Source organism: Amycolatopsis magusensis (assembly GCF_017875555.1).
GTDB classification, from domain to species: domain Bacteria; phylum Actinomycetota; class Actinomycetes; order Mycobacteriales; family Pseudonocardiaceae; genus Amycolatopsis; species Amycolatopsis magusensis.
Genome location: NZ_JAGGMS010000001.1, coordinates 7,886,934 through 7,912,139 on the forward strand (window position 1 = coordinate 7,886,934; position 25,206 = coordinate 7,912,139).

Annotated in this window: 32 protein-coding genes; 17 read left to right on the top strand and 15 right to left on the bottom strand. The window is 71.2% G+C overall.

Annotation, left to right across the window (positions count from 1 at the left end; genetic code table 11):
* The first annotated feature begins 245 nt into the window (after window positions 1-245).
* On the top strand, window positions 246-569 hold the full coding sequence (locus JOM49_RS35215) for a DUF8129 domain-containing protein (RefSeq protein WP_209668457.1): 324 nt from the start codon (window positions 246-248) through the stop codon (window positions 567-569).
* A gap of 59 nt (window positions 570-628) precedes the next feature.
* On the opposite strand, the gene JOM49_RS35220 is transcribed toward JOM49_RS35215, so the two are convergent.
* On the bottom strand, window positions 629-1,453 hold the full coding sequence (locus tag JOM49_RS35220; protein ID WP_209668458.1) for an ANTAR domain-containing protein: 825 nt from the start codon (window positions 1,451-1,453) through the stop codon (window positions 629-631).
* Between the two features lie 193 nt (window positions 1,454-1,646).
* Between JOM49_RS35220 and JOM49_RS35225 the strand changes: the two genes are divergently transcribed.
* Window positions 1,647-2,360, top strand: a complete 714-nt coding sequence (locus JOM49_RS35225) for a GAF and ANTAR domain-containing protein (protein ID WP_209668459.1) — start codon at window positions 1,647-1,649, stop codon at window positions 2,358-2,360.
* 48 nt (window positions 2,361-2,408) lie between these two features.
* Window positions 2,409-3,140 (top strand): GAF domain-containing protein, encoded by a 732-nt coding sequence (locus tag JOM49_RS35230; protein ID WP_308158983.1) that lies wholly within the window; start codon window positions 2,409-2,411, stop codon window positions 3,138-3,140.
* Window positions 3,141-3,146: 6 nt separating this feature from the next.
* Here the strand turns inward: JOM49_RS35230 and JOM49_RS35235 are convergent, their stop codons facing one another.
* Window positions 3,147-3,392: a hypothetical protein gene (locus tag JOM49_RS35235; protein WP_209668460.1), complete on the bottom strand. Its 246-nt coding sequence runs from the start codon at window positions 3,390-3,392 to the stop codon at window positions 3,147-3,149.
* A gap of 174 nt (window positions 3,393-3,566) precedes the next feature.
* Here JOM49_RS35235 and JOM49_RS35240 point away from each other — a divergent pair, with 174 nt between their 5' ends.
* Entirely contained in the window at window positions 3,567-3,941 is a 375-nt protein-coding gene (locus JOM49_RS35240) for an STAS domain-containing protein (RefSeq protein ID WP_209668461.1), read from the top strand.
* A gap of 39 nt (window positions 3,942-3,980) precedes the next feature.
* Here JOM49_RS35240 and JOM49_RS35245 read toward each other — a convergent pair whose 3' ends face one another.
* Genes JOM49_RS35245 through JOM49_RS35260 form a run of 4 tightly spaced genes read right to left on the bottom strand, consistent with a single transcriptional unit; the run spans window position 3,981 to window position 5,432 of the window.
* Window positions 3,981-4,325, bottom strand: a complete 345-nt coding sequence (locus JOM49_RS35245; RefSeq protein ID WP_209668462.1) for a hypothetical protein — start codon at window positions 4,323-4,325, stop codon at window positions 3,981-3,983.
* 5 nt (window positions 4,326-4,330) lie between these two features.
* Complete coding sequence (locus tag JOM49_RS35250) at window positions 4,331-4,705, bottom strand: hypothetical protein (RefSeq protein WP_209668463.1); 375 nt, start codon at window positions 4,703-4,705, stop codon at window positions 4,331-4,333.
* 41 nt (window positions 4,706-4,746) lie between these two features.
* Window positions 4,747-5,082 carry a hypothetical protein gene (locus tag JOM49_RS35255; RefSeq protein WP_209668464.1) on the bottom strand — a complete coding sequence of 112 codons (336 nt, stop codon included), beginning with the start codon at window positions 5,080-5,082 and terminating at the stop codon, window positions 4,747-4,749.
* Window positions 5,079-5,432 carry a hypothetical protein gene (locus JOM49_RS35260; protein ID WP_209668465.1) on the bottom strand — a complete coding sequence of 118 codons (354 nt, stop codon included), beginning with the start codon at window positions 5,430-5,432 and terminating at the stop codon, window positions 5,079-5,081. Before JOM49_RS35260 ends, JOM49_RS35255 begins: the two co-directional genes overlap by 4 nt.
* Window positions 5,433-5,694: 262 nt before the next feature.
* Here JOM49_RS35260 and JOM49_RS35265 point away from each other — a divergent pair, with 262 nt between their 5' ends.
* Complete coding sequence (locus JOM49_RS35265; protein ID WP_209668466.1) at window positions 5,695-6,993, top strand: hypothetical protein; 1,299 nt, start codon at window positions 5,695-5,697, stop codon at window positions 6,991-6,993.
* A gap of 47 nt (window positions 6,994-7,040) precedes the next feature.
* On the opposite strand, the gene JOM49_RS35270 is transcribed toward JOM49_RS35265, so the two are convergent.
* The gene (locus JOM49_RS35270; RefSeq protein WP_209668467.1) at window positions 7,041-7,508 is read right to left on the bottom strand and encodes an ester cyclase; all 468 of its coding nucleotides are present in this window, start codon (window positions 7,506-7,508) and stop codon (window positions 7,041-7,043) included.
* A complete protein-coding gene (locus JOM49_RS35275) occupies window positions 7,501-8,466 on the bottom strand; it encodes an NADP-dependent oxidoreductase (protein WP_245369579.1) in 966 nt (321 codons plus the stop codon). The genes JOM49_RS35270 and JOM49_RS35275 overlap by 8 nt, the downstream gene beginning before the upstream one ends.
* 120 nt (window positions 8,467-8,586) lie before the next feature.
* Between JOM49_RS35275 and JOM49_RS35280 the strand changes: the two genes are divergently transcribed.
* The 3 genes from JOM49_RS35280 to JOM49_RS35290 all read left to right on the top strand — a co-directional run bounded on the left by JOM49_RS35280 (window position 8,587) and on the right by JOM49_RS35290 (window position 12,598).
* Window positions 8,587-9,252 carry a winged helix-turn-helix transcriptional regulator gene (locus tag JOM49_RS35280; RefSeq protein ID WP_209668468.1) on the top strand — a complete coding sequence of 222 codons (666 nt, stop codon included), beginning with the start codon at window positions 8,587-8,589 and terminating at the stop codon, window positions 9,250-9,252.
* Window positions 9,253-9,336: 84 nt separating this feature from the next.
* Window positions 9,337-11,268 (top strand): AMP-binding protein, encoded by a 1,932-nt coding sequence (locus JOM49_RS35285; RefSeq protein ID WP_209668469.1) that lies wholly within the window; start codon window positions 9,337-9,339, stop codon window positions 11,266-11,268.
* Window positions 11,258-12,598, top strand: coding sequence for an ATP-grasp domain-containing protein (locus tag JOM49_RS35290; RefSeq protein WP_209668470.1), 1,341 nt, complete (start codon window positions 11,258-11,260; stop codon window positions 12,596-12,598). The genes JOM49_RS35285 and JOM49_RS35290 overlap by 11 nt, the downstream gene beginning before the upstream one ends.
* Here JOM49_RS35290 and JOM49_RS35295 read toward each other — a convergent pair.
* On the bottom strand, window positions 12,583-13,182 hold the full coding sequence (locus JOM49_RS35295) for a TetR family transcriptional regulator (protein WP_209668471.1): 600 nt from the start codon (window positions 13,180-13,182) through the stop codon (window positions 12,583-12,585). The genes JOM49_RS35290 and JOM49_RS35295 overlap by 16 nt on opposite strands.
* Before the next feature lie 81 nt (window positions 13,183-13,263).
* Here JOM49_RS35295 and JOM49_RS35300 point away from each other — a divergent pair, with 81 nt between their 5' ends.
* Entirely contained in the window at window positions 13,264-13,719 is a 456-nt protein-coding gene (locus JOM49_RS35300) for a nitroreductase family deazaflavin-dependent oxidoreductase (protein WP_209668472.1), read from the top strand.
* A 78-nt stretch (window positions 13,720-13,797) separates the two neighbouring features.
* Window positions 13,798-15,153, top strand: coding sequence for an alpha/beta fold hydrolase (locus tag JOM49_RS35305; protein ID WP_209668473.1), 1,356 nt, complete (start codon window positions 13,798-13,800; stop codon window positions 15,151-15,153).
* Between the two features lie 3 nt (window positions 15,154-15,156).
* On the opposite strand, the gene JOM49_RS35310 is transcribed toward JOM49_RS35305, so the two are convergent.
* The 3 genes from JOM49_RS35310 to JOM49_RS35320 all read right to left on the bottom strand — a co-directional run bounded on the left by JOM49_RS35310 (window position 15,157) and on the right by JOM49_RS35320 (window position 18,465).
* Complete coding sequence (locus tag JOM49_RS35310; protein WP_209668474.1) at window positions 15,157-16,659, bottom strand: glycoside hydrolase family protein; 1,503 nt, start codon at window positions 16,657-16,659, stop codon at window positions 15,157-15,159.
* Window positions 16,660-16,825: 166 nt separating this feature from the next.
* The gene (locus JOM49_RS35315; protein WP_209668475.1) at window positions 16,826-17,212 is read right to left on the bottom strand and encodes a hypothetical protein; all 387 of its coding nucleotides are present in this window, start codon (window positions 17,210-17,212) and stop codon (window positions 16,826-16,828) included.
* A gap of 83 nt (window positions 17,213-17,295) precedes the next feature.
* Window positions 17,296-18,465 carry an MFS transporter gene (locus JOM49_RS35320; protein ID WP_245369581.1) on the bottom strand — a complete coding sequence of 390 codons (1,170 nt, stop codon included), beginning with the start codon at window positions 18,463-18,465 and terminating at the stop codon, window positions 17,296-17,298.
* A gap of 93 nt (window positions 18,466-18,558) precedes the next feature.
* On the opposite strand from JOM49_RS35320, the gene JOM49_RS35325 reads away from it, so the two are divergent.
* Window positions 18,559-19,449: a LysR family transcriptional regulator gene (locus JOM49_RS35325; RefSeq protein ID WP_209668476.1), complete on the top strand. Its 891-nt coding sequence runs from the start codon at window positions 18,559-18,561 to the stop codon at window positions 19,447-19,449.
* Between the two features lie 5 nt (window positions 19,450-19,454).
* On the opposite strand, the gene JOM49_RS35330 is transcribed toward JOM49_RS35325, so the two are convergent.
* Window positions 19,455-19,688 (bottom strand): Rossmann-fold NAD(P)-binding domain-containing protein, encoded by a 234-nt coding sequence (locus JOM49_RS35330; protein WP_209668477.1) that lies wholly within the window; start codon window positions 19,686-19,688, stop codon window positions 19,455-19,457.
* A 99-nt stretch (window positions 19,689-19,787) separates the two neighbouring features.
* Window positions 19,788-20,570, bottom strand: a complete 783-nt coding sequence (locus tag JOM49_RS35335) for an MBL fold metallo-hydrolase (protein ID WP_209668478.1) — start codon at window positions 20,568-20,570, stop codon at window positions 19,788-19,790.
* A gap of 91 nt (window positions 20,571-20,661) precedes the next feature.
* Between JOM49_RS35335 and JOM49_RS35340 the strand changes: the two genes are divergently transcribed.
* Window positions 20,662-21,264: a TetR/AcrR family transcriptional regulator gene (locus tag JOM49_RS35340; RefSeq protein WP_209668479.1), complete on the top strand. Its 603-nt coding sequence runs from the start codon at window positions 20,662-20,664 to the stop codon at window positions 21,262-21,264.
* 7 nt (window positions 21,265-21,271) lie between these two features.
* Here the strand turns inward: JOM49_RS35340 and JOM49_RS35345 are convergent, their stop codons facing one another.
* The gene (locus tag JOM49_RS35345) at window positions 21,272-21,700 is read right to left on the bottom strand and encodes a nitroreductase family deazaflavin-dependent oxidoreductase (RefSeq protein WP_209668480.1); all 429 of its coding nucleotides are present in this window, start codon (window positions 21,698-21,700) and stop codon (window positions 21,272-21,274) included.
* 86 nt (window positions 21,701-21,786) lie between these two features.
* On the opposite strand from JOM49_RS35345, the gene JOM49_RS35350 reads away from it, so the two are divergent.
* From JOM49_RS35350 to JOM49_RS35370, 5 genes are all read left to right on the top strand, one after another.
* Window positions 21,787-22,719 carry an AraC family transcriptional regulator gene (locus JOM49_RS35350; protein ID WP_209668481.1) on the top strand — a complete coding sequence of 311 codons (933 nt, stop codon included), beginning with the start codon at window positions 21,787-21,789 and terminating at the stop codon, window positions 22,717-22,719.
* Entirely contained in the window at window positions 22,716-23,156 is a 441-nt protein-coding gene (locus JOM49_RS35355) for a hypothetical protein (RefSeq protein WP_209668482.1), read from the top strand. Before JOM49_RS35350 ends, JOM49_RS35355 begins: the two co-directional genes overlap by 4 nt.
* Before the next feature lie 47 nt (window positions 23,157-23,203).
* Entirely contained in the window at window positions 23,204-23,362 is a 159-nt protein-coding gene (locus tag JOM49_RS35360; protein ID WP_209668483.1) for a hypothetical protein, read from the top strand.
* A 153-nt stretch (window positions 23,363-23,515) separates the two neighbouring features.
* Window positions 23,516-24,442: an ABC transporter ATP-binding protein gene (locus JOM49_RS35365; RefSeq protein WP_209668484.1), complete on the top strand. Its 927-nt coding sequence runs from the start codon at window positions 23,516-23,518 to the stop codon at window positions 24,440-24,442.
* A complete protein-coding gene (locus JOM49_RS35370) occupies window positions 24,442-25,206 on the top strand; it encodes an ABC transporter permease (protein WP_245369582.1) in 765 nt (254 codons plus the stop codon). The genes JOM49_RS35365 and JOM49_RS35370 overlap by 1 nt, the downstream gene beginning before the upstream one ends.

The window sequence follows — 25,206 nt, forward strand, 5'->3', positions numbered from 1 at the left end:
CCACAAGGGAATTCGAAAAACGGTGTGGGTAAAGGCGATGGCGGTGGGTATCCGCCCGCTGTCGGGATGGTGCCAGTGGTCAGCCTCCAGGTGGATCGGCAACTCCCGCGTGGGGAAGGACTCGCCGGGCGCACGGTGTGCCGGTCAATGCGCCCGGCGAGCTCCGCTGGACGGCGAATTCCCGATCAGCGCCGAGAATCGCGGGAAACACGGTTGACCGAGCAGGTGGTGGGTAGCCGCCGTCCATGACGGACTCAATTCCCGAATTCGACCAGTTGCCACTCGGGGCGGTGAAGGACCGGGTTCGCAGCCTGGCCGCACCGGCCCTGCGTGAACTCATCGAGCACGAAGAGCGGCACGGCAACCGGCTTCCCGTACTGGAGATCCTGCGTTCCCGGCTGGCGCAGCTGGACGCGGGCGCGCAGCCGACAGGCGGTGACCCCACCCGGGCGCCCGGCGCGGCCGAGCACGCCCACGGTTCACCCGTCCAGGAAGCCACCGCGGCCGAATCCACCACCCCACTCCGGCACGGCATGGCCGAGCAGACCCCGCAGCGCGGCCGTCCGTGAACCACCCGGGCACCGGCCGGCCCGCGTTCCTCACATCGGCGACATCGAGCAGCGCCACATCACCGCGGCGATGACCCGTCGGCCCGGTCGAGTTCGGTGTGGTGCCGGGCGAGGGTCTCGGCGACTTCGACGAGTTTGACGTTGAGGTCCTGCGAGGTGCGCCGGAGGAGGTCGAACGCCTCTTCCGGGCTGAGGCCGCGGCGGGCCATGAGGATGCCTTTGGCCTGGCCGATGACGTCGCGTGAGTCGATCGCCCGCCGCATCCGCTGCTGGTCCAGCTGCCGCTGGGTGACCGCGGTGACGTGGGCCAGGGCGAGGGAGGCGTGGGTGGCCAGCAGCAGTGCCGTGGTCTGGGCGGCGGCCTCGTCGAGCCCGTGGGTGCGGCGCGAGTAGATGTTGAGCGCTCCGGACAGCGCCGGTTCCCGTGCCGGGGGCAGGAGCGCGGTGGACAGCACGGCGCCGAGCCCGCGGTCGGCGGCGGCTGGGCCGAAGCGCGGCCACGACCGCTCGACGGCCAGGTCCGCGCTGGTCGCGGCCGTGGGACCGGCGGGGTCGGCGGCGGCCACGCACGGGCCTTCGCAGAATTCGTACTGCAGCCGGTCCAGTTCGGCGGCGACCCGGTCGGTCATCGTCGGGGTGTGGAAGGAACCGTCCGGGGCCCGCAGCGTGATGCTGACCAGATCCGCGCCGGACACGACCCGCAGCGCGGTCTCCGTGATCTGCTGGAACACCTGACCGGCGGTGGTGGCGTCGAGCAGCGAGTAGGTCAGCGTGGCGAACTGCCGCGCGAGCGGCCCCGGTCGCGCCCCGTCATCACGCACTGGTTCGCCGCCGGCGGCGAACCGGTCCCTGTCCCGGAGCCAGTCCTCGTCGCTGGGGGACATCTGCGGCACCTCGATCTCCCTTCCCTTCGGCGAGAGACCGATCGGGACACCGCCAGTGTGTCAGAACCGCGCCGGACCGACCCGGCAGGACGGTGGCCGTGCCGAGTGCGCGGCGGCCTGGCCGGCGGTACGCGAAGATGGGCTCTGTCGAGGGCCACCGGCCCCAGTGACGGCCGGCTGGAGGTGGCAAGCGGTGGACGGGCAGCGCCACGACCGGTTGTGGCGGCTGGTCGCCGGGCGGGCGAGCCTGCGCACGGCGGCTTCCGGCTGGGTGGGCGTGGTCTGCGCGGTGACCGTCGAACAGCTCGACGTGGACGCGGCAGCGGTCACGGTCCGCACCAGCACCCCGTCGCAAGACCTGATCGCCGCCAGTGACACGTGGGTGGAGTCGCTGGAGGAAGTGCAATACACCGTGGGCGAAGGCCCCGGGGTGACGGCATTCGGCACCGGCGAACCGGTCCTGGTCAGCGACCTGCGCGCCGAGCACACCCGCTGGCCCGGGTTCACCGACGAAGTGACCCCCGCCGGGGTGGGCGCGGTGTTCGCGTTCCCGCTGCAGGCCGGGGCGATCCGCATGGGCACACTCACCCTGTACCGCCGCCTCCCCGGGGCACTCGACGCGGACGGGCTGGGCGACGCCGCCGCACTGGCCGAGATCCCGACGACCGCGCTGCTCGCCGACAACCAGGAGAACGACGAGACAGCACTGTGGACCCGGGAAGAGACGCCCGGGTTCTACGACGAGGTCAACATCGCGACCGGCATGCTCGCCGCCCAGCTCCAGGTGAGTTTGGGAGACGCGCTGCTGCGGCTGCGCGCCCACGCGTTCAGCAAACACCTGCCGCTCACCGAGGTCGCACGGGCGGTGCTCGACCGGCAACTCCGCTTCGACTCCTCGACCGACTGACCCTTGTCGGTGCCTGCCGCGCGCCCGACGTGGCCGTATGCTGACTCCGTGCACAGCCCGGAGGACCAGTTCAGCGACCTCGTCGCCGGGATCACCAGCCTGCTGGCCACCCGCCACGACGGGCTGACCGTCGTGCACGCGGTGATCAGTGCCTGCGCCGAGGTGCTGGGCACCGATGCCGCGGGCGTGCTGATCACCGATCCCCGCGGCGGCCTGGCCATGGTCGCCGCCTCCGACGAACGCGCCCGGTTCGCCGAACTGCTCCAAGTGCACACCGAGCAGGGACCGTGCCGGGACTGCATCGTGGAAAACGCCCTCGTGTCCGCCACCGACCTGCGCGACAGCGGTTCCCGATGGCCGGTATTCGCCGACGCCGCACTGGCCCAGGGACTCCACGCGGTGTTCGCGTTCCCGATGCGCCTGCTCGACGACGCTGTCGGCGGGCTGAACCTGTTCTTCACCACACCCACCGAACTCTCGGACCGGCAACGCCACCAGGCACAAGCACTGACCGACCTCGCGGTCCTCGGCCTCACCCAAGAACGCGACCAGCGCCGCCTCGAACGACTCGCCGAACGCAGCCTCACCACCCTCAACGAACGCGCACACGTCAACCAAGCAATCGGCATACTCGCCGGAACAGCAGGCATCGACCCCGACACCGCGCGCGACCGCCTCGCCGCCCACAGCATCACCACCGGGCAGTCACTGCTGGCGCTCGCACGCGCGGTGACCGGCGGTTCGCTCGACGCCCGGGAGCTGGCCGAGTTCGGCCAGTAGGCGAAATCAGTCCCAGCCGGCGTCCGGATCGGCCCGGCTTCGCGCGTCCGCGTTGACCACCGCGATCAGCCGATCCGCCTCGACCTGCTGCCCCGCCACCCCGTGCTCGACCCGGAGATCGTCGCGGGCCTCCTGCTGCCCGCAGTCGCGCCACGCCTGCATGATGCCGACGGCCTCGTTCAGCGCGACCCGCCGCTGCACCCGCTCGACCAGGCGCCGCGCCGCTACCTCGTGTCCGTCGGGGGTGCCCATGGCTCAACGATCCTCCGGCAGGCGGGCATCCGCCAGGCCGGGACGCCCGCGACAGGCAATCCCGAGGTTTAGAAAACGAGCCGAACGGGTTTCCCGAAGGCGACGTGGTTCAAACCGGCAGCCACACCTTCGGCACGCCAGGCTGGACGGCCTCCCGCTACTGGAGAGCACGCCATGAACTCCACCACGTTCACCCTCAACTCGCTGACGACCCTGCAGGTGACGAACACCGCGGAAGCGACCGAGGTCGCCATCGCCGGTGAACTCGACTGGAGTTGCACCGACCGCTTGCGGCGCCACCTGCACGACGAACTGCGGCTGCTCCCGCGGGCCCTGATCCTCGACCTCGACGCGGTGACCTTCTGTTCGGCCCACAGCATCCGTGTGCTGGTCGACACCGCCCTGCATGCGCGGGCCGCCGACATCCCGTACGTGATTTCCCGCCGGTCCCAGGTGGTCCAGCGGCTGATCAAGCTGCTCAAGCTGGAACTGATCCTGCCCTTCCACAGCACCGCCGCCGGAGCCCGCGGAGCCGTTCAGCCACCGTAAAGACCTCCCGCGCGGGTTCGGCTCGGCGTTCTCCTCGCGCTACCAGCGGATGCCGATGTTGGACGGTCCCTGCGGGCCGGAGACCCTCACCGTGTAGTGGCCGGTGGGGTAGTTGGCGCAGGTCCAGGACCGGGCCGGGTCCTCGCCGCGGAACGTGGTGGCGCAGGTGCGGCCCTGGCCGGACACCGACCACGTGGCCGTGCCGCTGCCGTGCACGTCGGCGTCGACGTGGAAGGTGGTGGCCTCGATGGTCAGGCCGAATTCGCAGGCGGCGGTGGAGCAGTCGGCGTACTTGCCGCCCGCGTGCGCGACCTGCGGCATGAGCACGAAGGCGCTCACCGCGACGACGGCCGGGAGGACTCCCCGGAGCAGCTTCTCGCGCATCGGGCTCAGCTCCCGGTCGGGTTGTCGAGCCAGCGCAGGCCGATCGACGTCGGACCTGACGGGCCGGTCACCCGCGCGTGGTAGCGGCCCTTGGGCGACCAGCTGCGCAGCCACGAGCCGGGGCCGGCGGCCGCGTCGAAGTCCTGCACGTGGTACCAGTTCTCGTCCAGGCTCCACAGTTCCCAGCGCCCGGTGCCGCTGCCGTGTACGTCGGCGTCGATGGACAGGCCGCCACCCTGGTAGCCGGAGACGTAGAGGTCGCAGACGGTGGCCTGGCAGGTGGAGGAGAAGGCCGCGGCCGAGGCGACCTGCGGGAGGAGCACCGCGGCGGAAGCGGCGACCACGCCGATGACCGCGCCGCGGGACAGGATCTTGCGCATCGATACCCCTGAATTGTCGTGAGCGAAAGGGAAATCCCGTTTCAGGCGAGGAAGTACCGGCAGTCGACGATCGCGTCGGTCGCACTGTCGGCGGGCGCGTACCGCGTGCCCGGCGGATAGGCCTGGATCCGGTAAAGGCTGCCCCGGTCCCACTGCGCCGTGCACAGCTGGACGTCGGTGGCGTTGGTGAACTTCTGCAACCCCTGCTGGTGCACGTCCGCGGGGAGGTCCCGGTACCACTGGTAGGAAAAGGTGTAGGCGGCGTTCTGGCTGGCCACGATGTAGTTCCCGCTGTCCGCGGCCGCCACCGCGGGCAGGACGGACAGCGCGACGCCCACGGCGGCGGCGACCGCCGCGGCGTGGATCGGCGGACTCACCAGCGGAGGCCGATGCTCGAGGGGCCCTGCGGGCCTTCGACCAGCGCGCTGTAGGTGCCCGCGGGTGCGTTGTGGCAGACCCACGAGCCGGGGCCCGCCGAGGCGTGGAAGGTGTCGGTGCAGCTGTAGCCGTTCGGCCCCCACACGTACCAGCGGCCGATCCCGACGCCGTGCACGTCGGCGTCCACCGAGATGGTGCCACCCGGGAAGCCGGGGACGCCGAGGAGATCGCAGTCGCTCACCGAACAGGTCGCGCTCTCCGGCCCGGCCATCGCCATCGGCGGGGCCAGCACCAAGCCGGCGCCCACCACCGCGGTCGCGATCGCGCCACGGGAAAGGATCTTGCGCATCTGGGCTCCAGGATTGTTGCGTCCCAGGGGAAGAAGTGCTTGAACCGCAGCGCGGCGTGGATCCGCGCATCCGTCTTCCCCAGGGGCGAAAGTCGCTGACGGAGCGACTTTAAGGCAGCGAGCGGCGTGGCGGACGCGGTTTCAAGCCTGGGTGAAGGGGGCCGCGCCTCCACTCCGACCGTCCGCGAAGGCACAGTTCGGCGGAAAGCGGCTCCAGAACGGGCCCGCCTTGCTAGCCTTGCCCACGGGAGGGGAGCCCGTCATGGCCTACGACACCGAGCACGACGACATATTCCGTCAAACCCTCGAAGAGCGGTTCAGCACGCTGGAACAATGCCTCAAGGATCTCGTCACGGTGCTACCGCACCAGCGAGATCGTCCTGGCGAGCGCGTGCCCGACGAGCCGCCCAATGTGGACCTGCTCAACGAGTGCCTGAACCACCTCCACAACAACTGGGAATTCGTCACCCAGTTCGCCGAACCCAGCGCGGGTGACGCCCGGGACATGATCGGCAACCTCGAACTCGCCAAGAGCCAGAACATCCACCCGATCAACTTCGGCAGCGGCAACGGTTTCCTCCGCGAACGCGTGCACAACCAACTGGAGAACCAGACCTGGGTCGGCGCCGGCCGGGACGCTTTCGACCAACGGCTCAACGATCTGATCGTCGCGCTGGCGAGCCAGGAAGAAATGATCGATGTGCTCCGCGAAACAATGGAGTTGCACCGGTCATTGCTCTGCAGCGCACGGGCGAAGGTGCTGGTGATCCTCGACCGGGCCATCCGGGCGTTGCGGCAGGCCGACCAAGCACAGGACGACCCGTTCGGCACCCTGCTGAGCAAAGTGTGGGACGAGGTCAAGCAATACCTGGGCGACCTCGACATCGTCGGCGAACTGACCTCGGTCGTGAGTGGCGGACCGGCCGGGGTGATCCGCTCCCAGGTGAAGAACCTCGGCAGCGCCCTGTTACACCGGGCCGTCGAGGAGATCTTCGGTCCGGACGGCGACGACCCGAGACCGACGCTGCAGAAGATGCTCGCCGAGATCCGCACGGTACGCCGGGACACCCAGCAGGACAGCAAGAAGATCGCCGCTCTTCTCGGCGGGCTGGACACCTTCACCACCGGGTCCCAGCACGCCTACCTGGTACACGAAGAAGGGGCGCCGCTGCCCGATCCGGACAACAACACCGACGAGCAGGGCGGTGGGACGACCGTGCAGGTCGATCCGAATTCGATCGACGCGATCGCGGTGGTGCTCACCGAAGCGCGGAACGCGATCAAGCTGGCCATGGACCGGATGCTCGCGGCGGACGCGGAAAACGGTGGCCGCCCGTTCCAGGAGACCCCGCCGGACGACGGGCTGCCGATGTTCGAGGACATGGCGGCCAGGTGGACCGCGGCGCGCACCGCGCTGGAACAGGCGATGGACGTCACGATCAGGGGCACGGACATCACCTGCCAGAAGGTCACCACCGCGGCGACCATGTACCGGAATTCGGATTTGGCGAACCGGGACCTCCTTTCGCGAATCGCAGCCGACTTCGGCCTGAACGGATAAGCGAAGCCTCACCCGATCGCACGACTCGTGCGATCGGGTTGCGCGGATCAGCGGGGTGCGGGCTGCCGGGCTCGCCAGGTGGCGAATCTGCTTGCTGCGTCGGTGGTGGACAGGCCCAGTTGTTCGCACATCTGGTTGAAGTCGAAGAAGAAGCGCTCGTGCGCGATCTTTCCGTCGGTGACGGTCCAGTGGCAGGCGAACGGGAGGGCGAACCCGCGGCCGGTCGGGGGAATTCCCGCGAGGGGGCCGGACATGGTGGCGAGGATGCGGCCCGAGCCGACCACCAGGTCGCCGGTTTCCCGCAGGTATTCGAGTTCGACCGTGTAGTCGGGGAAAGCACGGAAGAAGCCGCCGAACTGGGTGCGGGCTTCGTCGGTGCCGCGTGCGACCGCCTGGAACGGGATGGTTTCGAACACCACGTCCGGGTGGCAGGTCCGCAGCGCCGCGTCGACGTCTGCTCGGCTCTTGGCCTCGGCGTAGCTTCGGACGACGTCGGACGCCGAGGGCTCAGACATCGTCCCGCTCTCCCACGGTCAGCACGATCTTCCCGGTGGTCCGTCCGGTTTCGACCAGCCGATGCGCCTCGACGGCCTCCGCCAGCGGGAGTTCCGCTTCGACGTGGACCTTCAGCCTGCCCTTGCGCACGAGGTCGGCGAGCGCCACGAGACCGGTGTGGTCCGGCTCCACGAGGAAGTCACTCGCGCGCACACCCAGTTCGGCGGCACGCCGGTCCATCCCGGGTGTCCACGCCGCCTGCCCGCTGACCAGGATTCCGCCCGGCCGCAGGGTTTCCAGCGCACGCAGGCCTGCCTCGCCGCCGAACATCTGGATCGCCACGTCGATGTCCGTCACCGTTCCGGCGAGGTCCGTGGTGGTGTAGTCGATCGCCTCGTCCACGCCCAACTCGGCCAGGAAGGCGTGCTTCTCGGCGCGAGCCGTGCCGATCACGTGGGCGCCGAAGTGCTTGGCCAGCTGGACGGCCAGGTGGCCGACGCCGCCCGCCGCCCCTGAGACCAGCACCCGGTCGCCGGGCCGCACCCCCGCCACGTCGACGAGCATCTGCCACGCCGTGAGTCCGGCGAGCGGCAACGCGGCTGCCTCGGTGAGGCTCAGTTCTTCGGGCACGGCGGCGAAGTGCCGGGCCGGGGCGGTCACGTACTCGGCGTACGCACCCGCCTCGCGCGGGAACCACGGCATCCCGAAGACCCGGTCACCGGGCCGGAACAGGGTCGTGCCGTAGCCGACCCGCTCCACCACGCCCGCCACGTCCCAGCCGTTGACGAACGGCAGGCTCAGCACGCGGTTGTAGGCCACGCCCTCCCGGGTGAACGTGTCGACGGGGTTCACCCCGGCCGCGGCGACCTTCACCAGCACCTCGCCGAACACCGGCTCCGGCCGGTCCACTTCGGCCACCCGCATCGTCCCCGGGCCGCCCCACTCGTCCTGCTGCACCGCTCTCATCCGCTCGGTCATGTCTTTCCCTTCGGTAACCGCGATCGCGCCAGGCTGCCGAGGTTAGACTTCAAAAACAGGAAGTACAAGGTTTTGTTTTAGTACGTCATGGAAGAGAAGCGCGCGGTCTACGATGGGGAAGTGGACCAGCGGAGCTACAACCAGTACTGCGCCATCGCGCGAACCCTCGACCTGGTCGGCGAGCGGTGGACGCTGCTGCTCGTGCGCGAGCTGCTGACCGGCCCCAAACGGTTCGGCGACCTGCAGAAGAGCCTCCGGGGCATGGGCACCGGCCTGCTCGCGGCCCGGCTCAAGCACCTCGAGCGGGAGGGACTCACCCAGAAGGTCACCTTGCCGCCACCGGCCCGCACACCGGCCTACGCGCTGACCGAGGCCGGTCAGGAACTCGGCCCGGTGGTCCTCGGGCTGTCCCGCTGGGGGATGAAGTGGGCGCTGGGCGAGCGGCGGGAGGCCGAGGTGTTCCAGCCCGGCTGGGCGCTGCTGGCCATGCAGGCCTCCTTCGACCCGCAGGCCGCCGCGGGCGTGCGGGCGGTCTTCGAGTTCCGCATCGACGAAGAGGTCTTCCACGTGCGCGTCGAGGACGGCGAGATCGAGACGGCGCTCGGCCCCGCGCAGCGGCCCGACGCGGTGATCGAGACCAGCGGTGACCGGTTCGCCCGGCTGGCCGAAGGCCGGTGGCGGCTGACCGACGGGCTCAAGGACGGCAGCGCCACCGCGACCGGCGACCGGCAGGTGGTGCGCCTGCTGGGCAAGCTGTTCCGGCTGCCCCGGCCCGCTGCCCGCTGACCACCACGCCCCGGTGGGCAAAAGTGCCCACGCGCGCACCGTTCGCCGTGTTGTATTCCGGTGAGGAGCGGCAGGAGGGGGATCGTGGTGGACGAGGATCAGGTGCATCGTCTGGTCGAGGGGCACGCGCGGCGGGCGCCGGAGGCCGTCGCCGTGGTGTGCGGCGGGCGCACGCTGTCCTACGGCGAGCTGGACACCACTTCGGCGCGACTCGCCGGGTATCTGAGGCGGCACGGGGCTGGCCAGCGCGAGGTGGTGGTGGTCTGCCTCGACCGGTCCGTCGAATTGCCCGTGGCCGTGCTCGCGGTGCTGCGGGCCGGCGCGGTGTACGTGCTGCTCGAACCGTCGGCGCCGGACCGCAGGCTGCGCGAGGTCCTCCGCGAGCTGGACCCGGCGCTGGTCCTCACCCAGGAAAGTCACCGGATCCGGCTGGCGGACGTGGTCGAAGCCGCGATCGTTTGCGTGGACACCGACGCCGACGCGATCGCCGCCGAGCCGGAGGCGGGCCCGGCGCCCGAGGTCTTCGGCACCAGCCCGGCCTGCCTGGTGCACGGCGGGACCGTCGCGATCGAGCACCGCCAGCTGGCCCTCGCCCAGCGCGACTGGGCCGCGCACTACGAGCTGACGCCCGCCGACCGGGTCCTGCAGACGGCACCCGCCGAGTCCGTCGTGTTCACCGCCGACTGGATCCGCGCGCTCTGCTCCGGCGCCACCCTGGTGCTCGCCGCCCGCGACTTCGGCACCGACCGGACCGCCGCGATCGCCCAGCTGGCCGCGCTGCTCGACGAGCAGTGGATCACCGTGCTGGAGTGCGAGGCGCACCTGGCCCGCCGCCTCGGTGACGAACTGCGGGAGCGGCGGCCCGGATCGCTCCGGTTGTTCGCGGTGAGCGGGGAGCGGTGGTTCCTCGGGGAACACCGTGAGCTGGCGGGGATCCTCGGCCCGCGGGTGCGGCTGGTGCACGTCCACCGGGTGCCCGAAGTGGTGGCCGACCTGCGGCGCCTGGAGCTGTCCATGCTCGGCGCCCAGCGGGTCCGGGACGACCAGGCGCTGCTCGGCCGTCCGGTGCCGGGGGTCGAAGTCCGGTTGGTCGCGCCGGGAACCTGGCAGAGCGCCGAAGAGATCGGCGAGATCGGCGTGAGGGTCGGGGACAGCCCGCTGCGCCGCACCCGCGATCTGGCGCGCCACCGGCCCGACGGTCTGCTCGACCACCTCGGCCGGGCGGATGTGCGCGCCACCGGCCTGGACGCGGTCGCCGTCGCCGAGGTCGAAGCGGCGTTGCGGGCCGTCCCCGAGGTGCGGGAGGCCGTGGTGGCCGACGATCCGGACTTCTGGGACGAGCGCGCCGGGCGCGTCCGGCGGACGGCCGTCGGTTACGTGGTGCCCGCGCCGGGCCGGAAAGTCGAACCGGGACGACTGGCAAGACTCCACAAAGGACATCCGGCGCGGGTCGTCGTGGTGCCGTCGTTGCCGCGCGACGGTTCCGGCGAGGTCGACCGCGAGCGCCTGCCCCGTGCCGTCGTGCCGCGCTCACGGCAGCGCGGAGCCGGGCTGACGGCCAAAGGCGGGCCACGGTGGTTCGGGGAGGACTCGCTCACCGGCATCGGCTACGGCCTGGCGCTCGCCGTCTTCGCGGCACTGGCGAGCTACCTGCTGACCGACCTGTTCTGGCCCGGTTCCCGCAACACCGATCGGGTGCCGCAGCCGTGGGCGGCCTTCTTCCACGTGCTCTACGCCGCCGAATCCGCGTCGTTCGGGCTCGGCGTCGCCTACCTCTTCCGCGGTTTCCGCTGGATCGCCTCGCTGGGCCGCGGCCGGTCGCTGACCGTGGCGGCGCACCTGTCGCTGGCCTGGCTGCTGCTGGCCTGGTGGCCGCAGGACAACTTCTACCGGCTCAGCTCGCAGCAGGATTGGCCACGCCAGGCCGTGCTGGTGTTCGCCTTCAACATCACGCTGATGGTGGCCGGTGCCGTGCTCGTCCGGTTCGTGCGGCCGGACGGCCGCGGTGACCGGTGACTGGGAGGCGGCGTGGACCGGCGGGCGCCGCGCGGTGCACGTCGGCAACGTGGCCGAGTACCAGGCACGCTTCACCGAACCGGACGCCGTTTCGGTCCGGGGCGGGCATTCCTACGCCGATCTGGCGATGTTCTACAGCCCGCACCCGGAGGTCGTGGTGCTGCCGGGCCCACTGGACTCGTCCTGGGTGGAGCTGCAACGGCGAGCCCTGCACTGGGAGCCGGTCGAAGTCCACAGTGGAGTGAGCAGCGGGCCGGGCCTGACCGGCGCGGTGCTCGACCGGCCGGGGCTGGTCCAGCGGCTCACCCGCGCGGACGGCCCGGTACTGGCGTGGGGGCACACCACCGGCGTCGACCGGCTGCTGAGCGCCACCGGACGTGGTCCTCGGATCGGTGCCACGGCGCTGGAGGCCGGGCGGCGGTGGGAGTCCAAGGCGGCGTCCAACGAGTTGTTCGGCGAACTCGCCGACGACGGGATCCTGGTGCCCCGCCAGCAGCGATTCGATTCGCTGAGCGAAGCCGCCGCGGTGGCGGCCCGCAGCGCGGGTGACGGCGTCAGCGTGGTGCTCAAGGCGGTCCACGGGGTCGGCGGCTCCGGCACGCTGGTGGTCACCCCGGAACTGGTGGCCGACTGGGGTGGCGTGCGGGCCTTCCGGCGGCGGATGCGGCGGTCGCGGGTCGCCGGTGAGGTGGTGGTCGAGCAGTTCGTCGCCGCCACGGGCCCGTGGCGCGATGTCACGGTCGACGGCGTGGTGGCGGCGCACGGTGACGTGCACCTGGTCGGCGCCGGGGCGATGGACGTCGACGGCACGCGGTACTCGGGTGTCCTCATCGGACCGGACGTGCTGCCCGCGCCACTCGGCCGGGTGGCTGCCCGGTTCGGCCTGCGGGTGGGCGAGGCGCTCGCGGCTTCCGGCTATCGCGGCTGGTTCGACGTCGATTTCGTTCCGGCCCCGGCGGGCAGGCTCGCGCCGACCGAGATCAACTGCCGGGTCACCGGCCCGGCCATCGCTTTCTGCCTGCAAGCCAGGTTGAACCGGGTGCACGGCGCGCCGTGGCTGGTCCGGACCTGCGACCGGCTCCGGCTGGGCGCCCGGCTACCGGAAGACCTGCTCTACGACCACGTCCGCGCACTCACCCGGGCGTGCGCCGAACTGGGCGCGGTGCTGGTGCCGACCATCCCGTCGGCCGGTTTCGCCGAGGACCCCACCCTCGGCGTCGCGCTCGCCGCCAGGGACCGGGAAACGCTGCGGCTGGCGGAAAACCTGGTCGTCTCGTCGAGCGCGGACCTCGGCCGGATGTTCGGCACCACCGGCTACCCGGCCGGGTAGTCGAGGCCGGTGGACAGCAGGTCGAACGCCTGCCCGAGCAGTTCGGATTCCGGCGCCTGATCGCCCGCGGCCCGCCAGGCGACGATCGTCGTCTGCACCGCGCACAGCGCCACCGAGGCGACCAGGTGCGGCCGGCGATCCACCGCCGGGTCGACCCCCATCCGCGCACCGACCAACCGCGCCACCGCGTCGATCCGGGCGGCCCCCCGCTCGGCACGCGCGGCCGCCAGCGCCGGGCTGAGCAAGATCAGCTGCTGGAGGCTGTGGAAGCGCGCTTCGGTCTCATAGGTCCGCACGACTTCGACCGCGGCCGTCCGCATCGCGGTCAGCACCGGCAGGTCGGCCGGTTGCGCGGCGAACGCCTCGAGCACCGCGGAGATCTGCTCGTCCGCGAGCGCCAGCGCGACATCCTCCTTCGAGGTGAAGTACCGGAAGAACGTCCGCGACGAAACCTCCACGGCTTCGGCGATCTGGTCGACGGTCGTGGCCTCGAAGCCGTGGGCGCAGAACAACTCGTGGGCCGCGTCGATCAGCGCCTCGCGGGTGCGCCGCTTCTTCCGTTCGCGCAGGCCGAGCTCGTCCATGCCGGTCAGCATAGGGCAGTCGTGTCAGGGCGCAGCTTTTGACAGTTGACGCCAAGTGTCACCGACTGACAAGATGATGACATGCCGAAGCCACCCGTACCGACGTCCCGCTACTGGAAGCTGCACCGCCAGTTGGCGCGGCTCAACACGTTCCTGTTCCGCAGGACCCGCGGCAAGGTGGGCGGGTCGTTCCTCGGCGGCGCGCCCGTGCTGCTGCTCGACCACGTCGGCCGCAGGTCCGGCCAGGCCAGGACCAGCCCGCTGATCTACCTCGACGACTCGCCACGGCTGGTCGTCGTCGCCTCGAAAGGCGGCGTGGACGCCCATCCGGCGTGGTTCCACAACCTGATGGCGATGGCGGCCACCGAGGTCGAACTGCCCGGCGGCGAACGACGGCGAGTCCGTCCGCGCGTGGCCGAAGGTGCGGAACGGGCCCGCCTGTGGGAACGAGCGGTGGCGATCTACCCGGCCTACGCGAACTACGCGACCTACACCGAGCGGAAGATCCCCGTGGTCGTGCTCGAACCCGGCGCGTGACCAGAACGACTTTGGTGAACAACGGCGACGACGATCGCCGGCAGCGTCGGCCGCCCGGCCGTCCCTAGCGTCGGACTCGTGCTCAAACTCCTGCTACCACTTCTCCTGCTCGCTCCCCCGCACGCGGCCGAGCCCGCGAAATCCCTGGACTGGCAACCGTGTCCCGGTGACGGCGTGGTCGCGATGGACTGCGCGGACCTCGCCGTGCCGATCACCCCGCACAGCGGCCGGACCATCACGCTGAAGATCGCCCGCCTGAAAGCCACCGGCCCCCGCAAGGGCTCGGTCCTGGTCAACTTCGGCGGTCCCCAGGGGCAGCAGATCGCGGCCATGCGGTCCCGGCCGCAGATCTTCGAGCGGATCCGCGCCTCCATGGACGTGCTCACCTGGGATCCGCGCGGCTACCCCGGCTTGAGCGGCCCGGCGCTGGACTGCGACTGGGGGTTCCTCCGCACGCCGCGCTTTCCCGCCGACCAGGCCGGGTTCGACCAGCTCGCCGCCGCCAACCGCGCCAGGGCCGACCGGTGCCGTACCACCGATCCCGCCCTTTTCGACCATATGGATTCCGGCAGCGACGCCCGGGACATCGAGGCCATCCGGGTCGCGCTCGGCGAGCGGCGGGTGAACTTCATCGGCACCTCGTACGGCGGCGTGCTCGGGCAGGCCTACGCGCGGCAGTACCCGCACCGGGTGCGCACCCTCTACGTCGACGGCACCGGCAACCACAGCGCCCGCGACTGGGAGCGCGAACTCGACGCCATCGCCCGGGACAACGAGACCTTCGTCCGGCGGTTCCTCGACTGGGCCGGGCCCGGCACCGAGCGGCGCTGGCAGGCGTTGATCGCCCAGGCCGCGCGGGAACCGATCCCGGCCGCGAACACCACCTACGACGGCACCCAACTCCAGGCGCTCGCGTTCTTCAAGATCCGGCGAGGCCCCGGCCAGTGGACCCCGCTGCTCAACGCCATCACCGCGGCCGAAGCCGGTGACGCGTCCGGTTTCGTCCCCGATTCCAGCGATCCGAACCCGGGCGTGCCCGGCGGCGGGGTGAAGGAGTGCCTGGACTTCCCGCGGGCCGACCACCGGCAGAGCGCGCGGACCGCCGAACGGCTGCGCCGGATCGCCCCGAACACCGGTGCGTCGTTCCCGCTCGCCTGGCACCTGCCGCTGACCTGCGCGGGCTGGCCCGCACCGGTCACCAACCCGCCGTCGCCGCTGCCCGCGACGCTGCCGCCGTTGCTGGGCGCGGGAACCTGGCAGGACCACGCACCCACGAAACGGGTGACCGGCCAGGTTCCCGGCAGCCGCACCATCCGCCACGACGGCCCGGGGCACAACCTGTTCGCGGGCATGGCGAACGCCTGCGTGATCGACCACGTCAGCCGTTACGTCGCCGACCGCGAACTGCCACCCGCGGACGCGCTCTGCCCGTGACGGCTACGCCTTCATCAGGATGAAGTCGCCGTGGCCGCCGTAGCCCAGGACCGGTTCGGCGTACTGCGTGCCGTTGAACGTCGGCAACCACCAGGAACCGTTGACGCGGACCAGCATCGGGTGCGGGATGTTGGTGCCGTACGGGGCGTCGAGGGTGCCGAGCTTGCGCATCTTCAGGTCGTACACCGGGTACTGGCGGGCGTCCCCGTCGCTGGCGAGCAGGTACCAGCGGCCGCCGATCTTCTGCAGGATGGTGCCTTCGGTCTGGTCGACCGTCAGGTCGGCGCCGACCAGCCGGAGGCCCTCGGTGTAGTCGGCACCGCGGGGGCCCGCCGCGAGCGCGGGGTGGAACACGAACGCGGGCTGCTGGGCGGGGCTTTCCACGAAGCCGAGGTGCCAGCGGCCGTCGATCTTCGTCAGCGCGGGGTCCCAGGAACTGACCTCGGTGGGCAGGGGCAGCCGTTCGGTGGGCAGGACGTGGACCCCGGACAGCACGTTCGCGCGGGTGGTGGCGTGGCGGATGTGCACCCCGTTGAACGCGAAATCACCCCACGAGCTCATCAGGAGGATGAACCGGCGCCGCTCGTCGTCGTAGACGATCTGCCCGGCGTGATCGCCGAGCACGACGCCGTCGCGGGCGAAGAACAGCGTCGCGACCTGTTCGAGCTTCGTCGGGTCGGCCAGGTCGAGGGTCCACACCGCCCAGTGCGCCTGCTGGAAGAAGCCCAGCCCCGCGTTGGTCATCGTCAGGTACAGCTTGCCGTTCTTGATGTAGGGCCTGCCGTCGGCGTGCTGGACGACGTGCGGGTCGCGCACCCCGGCCTGGCCGTAGTAGCCGGCCCGCACCCGGCCGAGCAGCGCGGAACCGCCGCCGCGCCCGCCGTAGGCATAACTCAGGTTCCCCAGCACCTGCGGGTCGCGCAGGTCGATGCGGGCGCGGACCTGGTCCCGTTCGGTGAGCAGGGGCTGCCACCCGGTGCCGGTCCCGGTCGTGTCCGCCAGCACGGTCACCGCGTTCTCGTTGACCACCACGGCGAAGGTGAACGGCGCCTTGAGCGCGGCGGGAGCGGCCTTGACCACGCTGGTCGTCCCGCCCGTGGTGACCTCGATGCTGACCGTGCCGGTCCCGGCGTCGTAGGCGCCCAGCACGGACCCGTTGTCGCCCGCGAGCCCGGCGACAACCCCGGCCTCACCGTCCAGCCGCCGGACCTCGACGGTGACCGTGCCGAACGGCGCTCTGGGCCGGACACCGGTGGTGACCAGGGTGCCGCGGGCATTTTGCCGCGGCGTCACCGCCGAGTCGTACTGGACGAACTTCGGCGCGATCAGGTCGAAGGGCCGGAACTGCTCGGTGACGGAGAAGTGCAGGTCGAACGGGGTCCCGGCGTGGTTCTCGGTGGACGCGCCGGCGGCGGTGCTGCCGAGCAGGCTCGTCGCCGCACCGGTCACCCCCAGCAGCGACAAACCACGCAGGACGTTGCGCCGGTCGATTCCGTGCTCGCTCACGATGACCTCCGGTAGGGGATTTCGGGGAGCCGCGGGGCCGGCGTGCCCGAGCACGCCACGGTCACCGCGGAGCGTTCGCCGTCGCCCGGCCGGCGGCGGTGCGCACTCAGCTTGCAACGTGGCATGCCGCGTGGCAAGAGCCAGTTCCCCAGCGCCCGGCGCCCGGTCAGAACAGGGGCGTGAAGTGGACCCGGAAGTTCAGGTTCGGCCGCCTGCTGGAGGAAGCCGCCACCCAGTACTCCCCCGCCCGCACGATTCCGCCGGCGTAGGAGTCCTGCGAACCGCGTGAATTCACCACGCCCACCACCCTGGTCGGCGGGTTGTGCGGGCCCACGAGGAGCTGCACCTTGGCCGTCCGGCCGGTGACGAAGTAGACCGCCACGAACCCGCTGGATTCGGCCCGGTACAGGGTGTCGAGCCGGCCTTCGAAGCCCTCACCGCGCGGGGCGGTCCTGGCTTCCGAGGCGTCGGCCCGCGCGGTCAGCGTCTGGACCATGCGCTCCAACTCGGCGATCCGCCGCTCCAGGGCCTCCTGTTGTTCAGCGCCGAACATGCGACCTCCGGTCCCGCTCACGGTATCGACCGGCAACCGTAGCGGATTCGGCGGACGGAGACGCCGCGTCGAGCGCGCAGTCCTCATCGCGAGACACGGGGGCCGACACCCAGCACGAGCGCCGCCCCGGCCGCGAACGCTGCGGCCAGCCACATCACCGCGGTGGTCCCGGCGGCGTCGGCGGTCAGCCCGCCGACCAGCGCGCCGAGAGCGATCGCCGCGTTGAACACTCCGGCGAACAACGCGGATGCCGCTTCCCTCGCCTGCGGTGCGGCCGCGAGCATCCAGGACTGGGCCGCCACCGACACACCGCCGTAAGCCAGGCCCCAGACCACCAGCAACCCCGCCGCCGCCAGCGCGGTCAGCCCCAGAATCGGGACCAGTGCCATCGTGACCGCCAGCGTCCCCCCGAGCACCAGCAACGTGATCCGCGGTGACCGGGCCGCCGCGGCGCCCGCGGCGAAGTTGCCCGCGACCCCGGCCAGCCCGTAGACCAGCAGGAGCGTGCCGATCAGCCCGGCGTCCACTCCGGACAGTTCCTCGAGCACCGGCCGGACGTAGGTGTAGGCGGCGAAGTGCCCGGTGACCACCAGTGCCACCACGATCAGCCCGGTGCGCACCCGCGGCGCACCGGCCAGCCGCAGCACCGCGCCCAGCCGGACGTCCCCTTCGGCGGGCAACGGCGGCAGCGTCAGTGCCAGCGCGGCCAGCACCAGCAGCGACAGTCCACCGGCACCGGCGAAAGCGGCTCGCCAGCCTGCCAGCTCGCCGAGGAAGGCGCCTGCGGGAACGCCCAGCACGGACGCCACGGCGATACCGCTGAAGATCAGCGAGGTCGCGGACGCGGCGGATCGCGGCGGGACCAGCCGACCGGCCAGGCTCGCCGCGACCGCCCACACCCCGCCCATGCCGACGCCCACCAATACCCGGGCCAGTAGCAGGACGCTGATCGCGGGTGACCAGGCCGCCAGCAGGTTCCCCGCCGCCAGCAGCGCCAGCAGTGCACACAGGACGGTCCGCCGGTCGAACCGCCCGAGCATCGGAATGAGCGACGGCGCGGAGATCGCCGCGACCAGGCCGGTGACGGTCAGCGTCAAGCCCGCCGTGCCTTCGGTGACCGCCAGGTCGTGGCTGATCGGGGTCAGCAGCCCCACCGGGAGCATCTCCGAGGTGACCACGGTGAAGGTGGCCCCGGCGACCGAGGCCACCGCGGGCCAGCCGCCTTTGCGGCGGGTGGGTGCTTTCTGCGTCATGGGTCCCAGGCAACCGCCGCCCGCGGCGGGGAACAACGGCCGATGTCTCATCCTTCTATGAGCAGGACTACTGGATCCGGGTGAGGGGAACCGATGGAGTTTCGCGAACTGGAGGCGTTCCTGGTGCTCGCCGAGGAACTGCACTTCGGGCGCGCCGGGGAACGGCTCTACGTGTCCCAGAGCCGGGTCAGCCAGTTGCTCCGGTCGCTGGAAGGGCGGATCGGCGCGCCGTTGCTCGAACGCACGAGCCGCCGGGCGGAGCTGACGCCGCTCGGGGAGAAGTTCCTCGCCGAACTGCGCCCCGCCTATGGCGCGCTGCAGGCCGCCGTCGACCACGCACGCGCCACCGTGCGGGGTGTCGCCGGGGTGCTGCGCGTCGGGTTCCAGGGCGTCATCGACGACCACCTCGCAACGGCCATCGCCGGGTTCGAGGAGCGGCACCCCGGCTGCGCGGTGGACCTCACCGAAATCCCGCTCGCCGATCCGTTCGGCGCACTCCGCCGCCGCGAGGTGGATGCCGCGGTGGTGCTGTTGCCGGTGGAGGAACCGGATCTCACGCTGGGCCCGGTTTTCTCGCGACAGCCGCAAGTTCTCGCGGTTTCACCGCGGCATCCCTTTGCTGACAAGGAGTTCGTCACGGCCGAGGAGCTGGCCGGGTGCCCCCTGATCGGGGTCCACGGCTCGGCGCCGGAGTACTGGCGCCGAGCCCAGGCCCCCGGCACCACCCCCGGTGGCCATCGGATCCCGCGTGGGCCGACCGCCGGGACCCTGCAGGAAGGCATGGGCCTCGCCGCCGCGGGCCGGGGAGCGATGCTGCTGTGCCGCTCCACGGCCGAGCACCAGGGACAGCGGGCTTCGGTGGTTTTCGTGCCGGTCACCGGCTTGCCGGAGTCGGTGCTCGGCGTGGTCTGGCGCACCGAACACCACACCGGCGCGGCGCACGCGTTCGCCGAAGAGATCGCCGTCGCCGAGAGACAGGCTTAGCGCTGTTACAGGGCGCCGATGAGGGTTTCGAGGTCTTTCCCGGTGGTGGCGAACTCGCCGCGGCGTGCTGCCTGGACCATGTCGAGCAGCATGGTGGCCTGGAACGCGGGCATGCCGTGGTCAATCAGGGTGGCCGTCCACTCGGGATCCTCGGCGACGACGCGGCGGATGGTGCGTCCGGTGAGGTCCGTGATGAGGGCGGCGATGTCGTCGAGGTCGGCGTGCGCCGTCCATGACACGGGGCCGTCGGCCGGGGCGACGAGTTCGCCGGTTTCCAGCGCCTGACCGAGCAGGAGTGGAATGGTGCCGGCTCGGTGGCGGAGTGGCTGGACCGGGGGCTAAGCGGCCAAGTCCAGCCACTTCCCGATGGGCAGCGCGTGTGCGCGGCTTCCGGCGTGCGTGCGGAACTCGGTCTCCGGGTCGGAAACCTCGACGTAGCCCGCGATCTTGTCCGGCTGCTCCGTCTCGTAGTGCATCGGCACCGCGTATCGGGCATCGAGGATTTCCGCGGCCGCGGCGGCCTGCTCCGGGTCCATCGCGGCGGGCAGCGGGCTCGGCGGCTGGAGGTGCGGCGCGTCGACCACCGCGCCGTTGGCGGGCAGGAACACCGCGTCGAACGGGCTGAACCGGCGCGCGACGAGCCACCAGTAGCCGTGGAACATCGTGTCGCCGCCGTGGAAGATCCGCTGACCGCCGGCCTCCACCACCCAGTTCAGCTGCGGGTCACCGAGCCCGTCGACGGCCGGGACCGCGGTGACGCGGAACGGCCCGATTTCCCTGGTGTCCCAGGCATTCACGATCTCGGCAGCCAGCCGGTGCGAAATCAGCTCGCGCTCGGCGGGCAGGGTCGTCACGTTGTCCACCTCGTCGCCGTGGCCGGGCGCCGGGCGGAGCACCGGCGCCTCCGGCGCCAGCACCTCCGCGAGCGCGGCCGCGTCGGTGTGGTCCCGGTGCAGGTGGGTGACCAGCGCGGCGGTGACCGTCCCGCCCGGCACCGCCAGCCCGTCGCCGGGCTTCCAGCCGGTGAACAGCGGCGAGAGGTCCCGCACGTAGTCGATGACCAGCCGCCCCTCCCCCGCTTCGAGCTCCAGTCCGGCCCAGCCCAGTCGTCGCACCCGCATCTCGCACTCCCTCGTCCCGGTGATTGCGGCGAACTTAGCGTACGCGCGTTCACTAAATCAATAGCGAACGCGCGTACGCTATCCTCATCGCATGTCACCGCGACGCTCAGCGGCCGAAGCGCTGGTCACCCGGGGCCGGATCCTTGGCCGAGCCGCCGAGATCGCCTCCGAAGAGGGGCTCGACGGCATCACCATCGGCCGCCTCGCCGAGGAACTGGAGATGAGCAAGTCCGGCGTGCACAAGCACTTCGGCACCAAGGAGGCGCTGCAACTCTCCACATTGGACAAGGCGTTCGTGGACTTCTGGCACCGGGTGGTCGAGCCCGCGCTGGCCGAGCCGCCGGGCCTGCGGCGGCTGCGTGCGGTGTGCGCCAACTCCGTGGACTACCTGGAAGCGCCACTGCTGCCCGGTGGCTGCCTGATGACCGCGGCGCTGTCCGAGTACGACGGCCGCCCCGGCCGGGTCCGCGACGCGGTGGCCGAGGTGTGGTCGCGCTGGCGCGAACAACTGCGGACGGACCTGACCGCGGCGGTGGACAACGGCGAACTGCCCGGCGGGTTCGACGTCGACCAGGCGCTGTTCGAGATCATCGCCGCCGGGCTGGCGCTGAACGCGGCCATGCAGCTCCAGCACGACCAGGCCGCCGCGGGGCGGGCGCGCCGCGCGATCGACCACGCACTGGCACAAGCCTGACCGCGGGTCAGCGGTCGGTGCGCCGCAGTTCGATGACGGGGATGACCCGGTCGGTGTTGCGCTCGTACTCGCCGAACTGCGGCTGCACGGCGACCTGCTTGGCGTACACCTCGTCCCGTTCGGCACCGGAGAGCACCCGCGCGACGACGGGGAACCGCTCGGTGCCGAACTCGGCTTCGGTGTCCGGGTTGGCCACCAGGTTGTGGAACCACGCCGGGTGCTCGGGGCTGCCGCCCTTGCTGGCGAAGATGAAGAGCCGGTCGCCGTCGACGTACGGGACCAGCGGTGCCACGCGCTTCGTGCCCGTCTTGGCGCCGACGTGGTGCACGAGGACCAGTGGCATCCCCTCGGTGATCCCGCCGGCTTTCCCGCCGTTGGCGCGGAACTCGGCGATGACCTTGCGGTTCATCTCGTCGAAGTCGATCGTGTCGGTCATGTCCCGACCGTAGGGGACATGCCGTGGTCCGATCGATGCCTGAATCGGTCAAAAACATATCCGCTTGTCGCACTAGCATCGGTGTCATGGACTTGTTGGCTGACGTGCTGGCCGTCGGCGGCGTCCGCGGCACCGCCGGGGCACGCATCGAAGCGGGCGGCACCTGGGGGCTGGCGTGGCACGTCATCGGCGCCGCGGCCTTCTACGCCGTCACCTCGGGCACGGCGTGGCTGAGCCTGCCCGAGCGGGACCCGCGGCAGCTCATGCCCGGCGACGTCGTGCTGCTGCCGAGCGGGACCCCGCACGCGCTGACCGGCGCCCCCGGCACACCGGCCGCCACGTGCCCCCGCTGCGACGAGGCCATGGCCAACGGCAGCGCGTTGCGGGTGGGCGCGGGCGAGGTGCGGACCCACATCCTCGGCGCCACCTACGAATACGACCCCACGGTGACCACCCAGGTGATGGCGGCGCTGCCGCAGGTGCTGCACATCCGCGCCGACCACGGCGGCACCTGCCTGGACGACACCGTTCGGCTGCTCTCGCGGGAACTGGCGTACCCGCAGGTCGCCACCACGTTCGTGCTCAACCGGCTGGTCGACATCCTGCTGGTGCAACTGCTCCGGGTCTGGCTGGCGCGACGCCCGGACGAGGTGCGCGGGACCTGGCTCAGCGGGATCACCGACCCGGTGGTCGGCGTCGCGCTCGCCAAGCTGCACCAGGAACCGGCACGGACGTGGACGACCGAGTCACTCGCCGCCGAGCTGACCATCTCCCGCAGCACCCTGACGCGGCGCTTCCGGGCCGTGACCGGGTCCGCCCCCGCCGACTACCTGACGCGGTGGCGCATGGACCTGGCGGCGATCCGCCTGCGCGACACCGACGACACCCTCGACAGCATCGCCCGTTCCGTCGGCTACACCTCCGTGTACGCGTTCAGCCGAGCCTTCCGCCGGTCGCGATCGCAGGCGCCAGGCCAGTTCCGCAGCGCGGCGCGCGGCAGGCTAGCTTTGCCGGGGTGAGCCTCCTCGATGATGTGGCCGAGCGCGACGGCTGGCGCTGCTGGGTGTGCGACGAACCGGTCGACCCGGACATGTCGGTGAACGACCCGCGCGGGCCCAGCGTCGACAGCCGGACCGCCGACCGGAAGGCCAAGGTCGCCGAGCGGCTCGCGCACCGCGGGTGCAACACCCGCAAGGGCGCGGTCAAGGTGGTCATCGCCTGGCCCGACCGCCTGCATGTGGTGGACCCCGCGCCGCTGATCACCGTGGCCGGGCGGCTGGAGCGCAAGGGCGGCCGCGAGATGGTGGCCCGGTGCCCGACCGAGCAGGACGCCCAGGAAGCGGCGGACTGGCTGGTGGACCGGTTCTCCCGCCTGGTGCCGGGGCTGCCGGTGAGCGCCACTATCGAGGCGGGCGGCGGGCAGTTCCTCGTCATCCTGGCCGCCGGCCGCCGCTGACCCGGATCACCGGTTTTCCCCGCCCTTCGCCGGGTACCGCTTCGGGCATGGAACGCAGGACAGAGCAGCAGGCACCCCACCGCAAGACCGAAGCCGACGAATCCGGCACCGAGCAGGACGAACGGTCGGCGGAGAACGACGGCGCCCTTCCCGGTCAGCAGCGTGAGAACGCCAATCGCGAAGCCGCGGACGACCTGTACGAATAAGAGCCGCGCCGAATAGGGCGTTATACGGCCTGGTCCGGCGTGAGAAGCCGGGCGAGGTGCGGTGGATCCACCGAACGGTGGATGCGCGAATCAACCCTGGTCCAGCCGTCACAGTTGACGTGGCGGGGTGCGGTCCGCCCGTAACTTCGCCGCATGACGGCATTGGAAGTACGAAATCTGCACAAGCGCTACGGGCCGCACGTCGCCGTCGAGGACGTCTCTTTCACCGTTGAAGAGGGGGAGATCTTCGGCATCATCGGCCCCAACGGCGCCGGCAAGACGACCACCGTCGAGAGCATCGCCGGGCTGCGGACGCCCGACTCGGGCTCGATCTCCGTGCTGGGGTTCGACCCGATCAAGGACCAGGCGGAGGTGCGTGAGCGACTCGGCGTGCAACTGCAGGAAAGCAGCTTCCCGGACGCGATCAAGGTCGCCGAAGCGCTCGAGCTCTACAGCTCCTTCTACCGGAACCCCGCCGACTGGCGCGAGCTCCTGGAACTCCTGCAACTCACCGAGAAGCGCGACACGCACTACAAGGCCCTCTCGGGTGGGCAGAAGCAGCGGCTTTCGATCGCGCTCGCGCTGGTCGGGAATCCGGAGGTCGCGATCCTCGACGAGCTCACGACGGGACTGGACCCGCAGGCGAGGCGCGACACCTGGAGCCTCATCGAGCGGGTTCGCGACACGGGCGTCACGATCCTCCTCGTCACGCACTTCATGGACGAAGCGGAGCGCCTCAGCGACCGGATCGCCGTGATCGACGGTGGCCGGGTGGCCGCGGTGGATACGCCGGTGGGGTTGATCGCGCAGGCGAGCGCGGTGCAGCAGGTCCGATTCCGCGTGAGCCAGCCGCTGGACAGCAGTGTCCTGACCGAGCTGCCCGAGGTGACCGGGGTCGAGGTCGCCGAAGACCGCTGGCTGGTCACCGGCAGAGGACAGCTGCTCAGCAGCGTCGCCAGAGCTTTGGGCAGGGTGGAGGTCGTGGCGCACGATCTCCGCGTCGACCAGCGCAACCTCGACGACGCGTTCGTGGCCTTCACCGGACGCGCCCCGGAAGCTTCCGAGAGGAAGGCCGGCTGATGCGCGCGCTCCGGAAGATGATCGAGGTCGAGACGCGCCTCTTCCTCCGTGACTCCGCCACCGTCGGCTTCGGGGTGCTGTTCCCGACGGCACTCCTGCTCGGGCTGGCCGCCGTCCCGGCGCTCAGGGAGCCGACGCCGGAGACCGGCGGGCTCCGGCCCATCGACGTCTGGGCACCGACCGCACTGGTGTTCGGGATGGTGATGATCGCCGTGCAGCACGTTCCGGCGGTGATCGCGACGTACCGCGAGCGCGGCATCCTGCGCCGGATGTCGACCACCCCCGCGCACCCGCGGAGCGTCCTGCTCGCGCAGATGATCGTCGCGTTCGCCTCCGTGGTCGTCTCCGCGGTACTCATGATCTCGCTCGCGTGGGCGGTCCTGGGCATCGCGCCGCCCGGGCGGCCGGTGGAGTTCGTCGTCGCCTTCCTCGCCGGCTACGCGGCACTGCTCGGGATCGGCCTGATCTCCGCGGCCGTGGTCCGCACGAGCAGCGCCGCGAACCAGGTCGGCACCCTCCTGTTCGTCGCGCTGATGTTCTTCGGCGGGGCCTTCCTGCCCCGCGTCCTCATGCCCGACGTGCTGCGCGAGGTCGGCGAGTTCGTCCCGCCAGGGCTGCAGGCGCTCACCGAGGCGTGGTCCGCCGAAGCGGGCAAGATCACCGCCACCGCCGGTGGGCAGCCCTTCTGGCTCCAGATCGCCATAATGGCGGCTGTCGCGGTGATCGCGAGCGCGGTCGCGGCGAAGCTTTTCCGCTGGGAGTAG

Excerpts from the sequence above, each read along its gene's own strand:
- JOM49_RS35215 (WP_209668457.1), top strand. The coding sequence starts at position 246 with ATGACGGACTCAATTCCCGAATTCGACCAGTTGCCACTCGGGGCGGTG.
- JOM49_RS35220 (WP_209668458.1), bottom strand. The coding sequence starts at position 1,453 with ATGTCCCCCAGCGACGAGGACTGGCTCCGGGACAGGGACCGGTTCGCC.
- JOM49_RS35235 (WP_209668460.1), bottom strand. The coding sequence starts at position 3,392 with ATGGGCACCCCCGACGGACACGAGGTAGCGGCGCGGCGCCTGGTCGAG.
- JOM49_RS35240 (WP_209668461.1), top strand. The coding sequence starts at position 3,567 with ATGAACTCCACCACGTTCACCCTCAACTCGCTGACGACCCTGCAGGTG.
- JOM49_RS35245 (WP_209668462.1), bottom strand. The coding sequence starts at position 4,325 with ATGCGCGAGAAGCTGCTCCGGGGAGTCCTCCCGGCCGTCGTCGCGGTG.
- JOM49_RS35250 (WP_209668463.1), bottom strand. The coding sequence starts at position 4,705 with ATGCGCAAGATCCTGTCCCGCGGCGCGGTCATCGGCGTGGTCGCCGCT.
- JOM49_RS35260 (WP_209668465.1), bottom strand. The coding sequence starts at position 5,432 with ATGCGCAAGATCCTTTCCCGTGGCGCGATCGCGACCGCGGTGGTGGGC.
- JOM49_RS35265 (WP_209668466.1), top strand. The coding sequence starts at position 5,695 with ATGGCCTACGACACCGAGCACGACGACATATTCCGTCAAACCCTCGAA.
- JOM49_RS35270 (WP_209668467.1), bottom strand. The coding sequence starts at position 7,508 with ATGTCTGAGCCCTCGGCGTCCGACGTCGTCCGAAGCTACGCCGAGGCC.
- JOM49_RS35275 (WP_245369579.1), bottom strand. The coding sequence starts at position 8,466 with ATGACCGAGCGGATGAGAGCGGTGCAGCAGGACGAGTGGGGCGGCCCG.
- JOM49_RS35295 (WP_209668471.1), bottom strand. The coding sequence starts at position 13,182 with ATGGACGAGCTCGGCCTGCGCGAACGGAAGAAGCGGCGCACCCGCGAG.
- JOM49_RS35300 (WP_209668472.1), top strand. The coding sequence starts at position 13,264 with ATGCCGAAGCCACCCGTACCGACGTCCCGCTACTGGAAGCTGCACCGC.
- JOM49_RS35315 (WP_209668475.1), bottom strand. The coding sequence starts at position 17,212 with ATGTTCGGCGCTGAACAACAGGAGGCCCTGGAGCGGCGGATCGCCGAG.
- JOM49_RS35320 (WP_245369581.1), bottom strand. The coding sequence starts at position 18,465 with ATGACGCAGAAAGCACCCACCCGCCGCAAAGGCGGCTGGCCCGCGGTG.
- JOM49_RS35325 (WP_209668476.1), top strand. The coding sequence starts at position 18,559 with ATGGAGTTTCGCGAACTGGAGGCGTTCCTGGTGCTCGCCGAGGAACTG.
- JOM49_RS35335 (WP_209668478.1), bottom strand. The coding sequence starts at position 20,570 with ATGCGGGTGCGACGACTGGGCTGGGCCGGACTGGAGCTCGAAGCGGGG.
- JOM49_RS35340 (WP_209668479.1), top strand. The coding sequence starts at position 20,662 with ATGTCACCGCGACGCTCAGCGGCCGAAGCGCTGGTCACCCGGGGCCGG.
- JOM49_RS35345 (WP_209668480.1), bottom strand. The coding sequence starts at position 21,700 with ATGACCGACACGATCGACTTCGACGAGATGAACCGCAAGGTCATCGCC.
- JOM49_RS35350 (WP_209668481.1), top strand. The coding sequence starts at position 21,787 with ATGGACTTGTTGGCTGACGTGCTGGCCGTCGGCGGCGTCCGCGGCACC.
- JOM49_RS35360 (WP_209668483.1), top strand. The coding sequence starts at position 23,204 with ATGGAACGCAGGACAGAGCAGCAGGCACCCCACCGCAAGACCGAAGCC.
- JOM49_RS35365 (WP_209668484.1), top strand. The coding sequence starts at position 23,516 with ATGACGGCATTGGAAGTACGAAATCTGCACAAGCGCTACGGGCCGCAC.
- JOM49_RS35370 (WP_245369582.1), top strand. The coding sequence starts at position 24,442 with ATGCGCGCGCTCCGGAAGATGATCGAGGTCGAGACGCGCCTCTTCCTC.